Here is a 2395-nt window from a genome sequence, read left to right on the forward strand (position 1 = left end):
CGGTCCGCTTCCGCAAGGAGCAGCGGACGCTCCCGGAGGGCAGGGGATCGTCACTGCATGACCCTACGCAGACCTTCCGAACTTCCGGCTTTTTGGCAGGTCATTGTCGCAACGTCCAGCACGCGCCCTCAAAGAGGTACTGGACATTCCGGCAGCAATACCGAGCCTCAAAGCGGCGGACGCTGGACACCCTGACGGGCTACATCGGCCGCGGGCGCAAGCCGGTATAGATGCCCCTCTGGGTCATCTGTCAGGACGTACAGGGATCCATCGAGACCCTGCTTCACGTCCCGGATCCTGCCGAGATCTCCCTCGAGCAGGCGCTGCTCGCCCGTCACCTTGTTGTCGCCAAGGCCGAGGCAAACCACCATCTAGCCAGCAAGTGCCCCAAGCCACAGTGACATGCCATCCCCTCTGGCCGCAGCGTCAGCCCGGATGGCGCGATCGACGGCACCCACACATGCAGCGGCGCCTCCACGCCCGGGGCCGTGCTCTCTCCCGCACCTACCGGGGAGCCGTCGTAGTTTCGGCCGTGGCTGACCAGCGGCCAGCCGTAGTTGTGGCCCGCCTGGATCAGGTTGAGCTCGTCGCCACCCGGCGGACCGTGCTCCGTGGCCCAGAGCTGCCCGGTGCGCTCGTCGGCCACCAACCCCTGTGGATTGCGGTGTCCGTAGGACCAGATCTCAGGCTTGGCGCTAGGGACTCCGACGAACGGGTTGGTACAAGGAACCGAGCCGTCGGTGCGGATCCGAATGAAGGAGCCGGCATGGTCGGATAGGTCCTGGGCACGGCCGGGTTCCCAGCGATCGCCCAGCGACAAGAACAGGTAACCGTCGCGTGTCACGGCCAAACGTCCGCCAAGCTGCTCATTCGCGCTGGCGGACGGATCGCTCTCGAACAGAACCGCCTGGTCCGCTAAAATCCTGCGGTTCAGATCGAGCCTGCCCTTCAGAATTCGGACAGTCGACGCATCAACCGTGCCGTGGGTGTACGACAGATAGACAATGCTAGTCCGGGCGAATTCCGGGTCTACCGCCACGTCAAGCAGACCACCCTGGTCACCCGTTCGGATCGGGGGAAGTCCTCGGATCGATTGCACCTTCCCGTCGGGAAGGACGAGCCGGAGCCGCCCGGCTTCTCGGTCACGAGGAAGGCGCCGTCGGGCAGGAAACCTACTGACCACGGGAACTCGAACGGACCCGCGATCCGGACCGGGACGAGGTCGTTGGCCGCCTCCTCGACCCCCGGCGTCAGAGTCGGCTCCAGAGTATCGAGGGTAAGCGCCCCCGACACACTGCCGAGGAAGGCCAGAATGGCAGCCGAGGAAACCCAATTGACGAGCTGGCGCATGGCAGGATCTCCTTCGCCGGTTGACTGTCAGTCGCTGATCAGCGGCATCGTACAGGCTCGCGCCCGCTCATGTCAGGACAAGGTGCAGTCAAGAGCCAGACCATAACCTAGGCTTGAGGCGTGGGGGACAAGCCGCTTGGGGAGAGATCGTCCTGGGCCGCTGGGGTCTTCCCAGCGGCCGCATCCTCGGATGAGGTATTCGAGGCAAGCACCCTTTCTCAGATGATGTACTGATAGCTCATGTCGGACGCGAGGCCGGCGTTCTTGAGGACGATCCCTGTATCGAACTGGCCGTCGCTGTTGAGGTCCGAGATCAGGTAGCCGGTGTCAGTTTTGGTGTTGTACAGGAATACGTGCTTGATGCTTGTCTGCGGGAAGTAGTACTCGGCGTCATCCAGCGCAGTCGCAATAGACGTTGCCGTGGTGCTGCGCTCGCGGTAGTTGCTGGACGCACCTTTCACTGTCATGTCGATCCAATCATAGGACCTGTTCCAGTCGGTAATGACATCAGCCGTGCTGGTGGTGAGGCCAGAGTCTCCCTTCTTGAAGACGAAGATGTCCTCGCCTGCTCCGCCGGCCATCGTGTCGCGCCCGGTGCCGCCGGACAACAGGTCATTGCCGGTGCCGCCGGACAGATAGTCGAGGCTGGATCCACCATAGAGATCGTCATCGCCGGAGCCACCGTAGAGGTCGTCTGCGCCCGTCCCACCGTTGAGGTAGTCGCTGCCAGCTCCACCACTGAGATAGTCGTCGCCTGTTCCGCCATAGATGGAGTCATGGCCGTTGCTGCCATAGAGGTCGTCTTGACCCTCGTAGCCGTAGATCCGATCGTCCCCGTCGTAGCCGTAGACGATATCCGACCCCTCTCCGTAGTACCCGGGCGCGAGGTCATCGTAGAAAAAGGCGTCGATGTAGTCCTTGAAATTCGTGCCCTTGAAGGTTGCCATCATGGCCTCCGCTTTATCATTTTCTGTCAGTGCGCCTGGAAACGAGCTATAAAGGTGGTCTGCCTCCTGAGAAGTGATCCTCCCTGAAGTATGGCTTA

Annotated in this window: 4 protein-coding genes; all 4 read right to left on the bottom strand. The window is 62.2% G+C overall.

What is annotated here, in order from left to right; genetic code table 11:
• Window positions 1-167 precede the first annotated feature (167 nt).
• On the bottom strand, window positions 168-371 hold the full coding sequence (locus tag LG661_RS25200; protein ID WP_268995518.1) for a PQQ-dependent sugar dehydrogenase: 204 nt from the start codon (window positions 369-371) through the stop codon (window positions 168-170).
• Window positions 335-1099: a PQQ-dependent sugar dehydrogenase gene (locus LG661_RS24485; protein WP_268995519.1), complete on the bottom strand. Its 765-nt coding sequence runs from the start codon at window positions 1097-1099 to the stop codon at window positions 335-337. The genes LG661_RS25200 and LG661_RS24485 overlap by 37 nt, the downstream gene beginning before the upstream one ends.
• Window positions 1030-1350, bottom strand: a complete 321-nt coding sequence (locus LG661_RS24490; RefSeq protein ID WP_230534606.1) for a PQQ-dependent sugar dehydrogenase — start codon at window positions 1348-1350, stop codon at window positions 1030-1032. Before LG661_RS24490 ends, LG661_RS24485 begins: the two co-directional genes overlap by 70 nt.
• A gap of 218 nt (window positions 1351-1568) precedes the next feature.
• A partial coding sequence (locus LG661_RS24495) for a calcium-binding protein (RefSeq protein ID WP_230534607.1) occupies window positions 1569-2395 on the bottom strand: 827 nt, incomplete at its 5' end.

Origin of the sequence: Microvirga roseola, from assembly GCF_020866965.1 — a bacterium.
Taxonomy (GTDB): Bacteria; Pseudomonadota; Alphaproteobacteria; order Rhizobiales; family Beijerinckiaceae; genus Microvirga; species Microvirga roseola.

Coding starts and splice junctions, on each gene's coding strand:
- LG661_RS25200 (WP_268995518.1), bottom strand. CDS start 371: ATGGTGGTTTGCCTCGGCCTTGGCGACAACAAGGTGACGGGCGAGCAG.
- LG661_RS24490 (WP_230534606.1), bottom strand. CDS start 1,350: ATGCGCCAGCTCGTCAATTGGGTTTCCTCGGCTGCCATTCTGGCCTTC.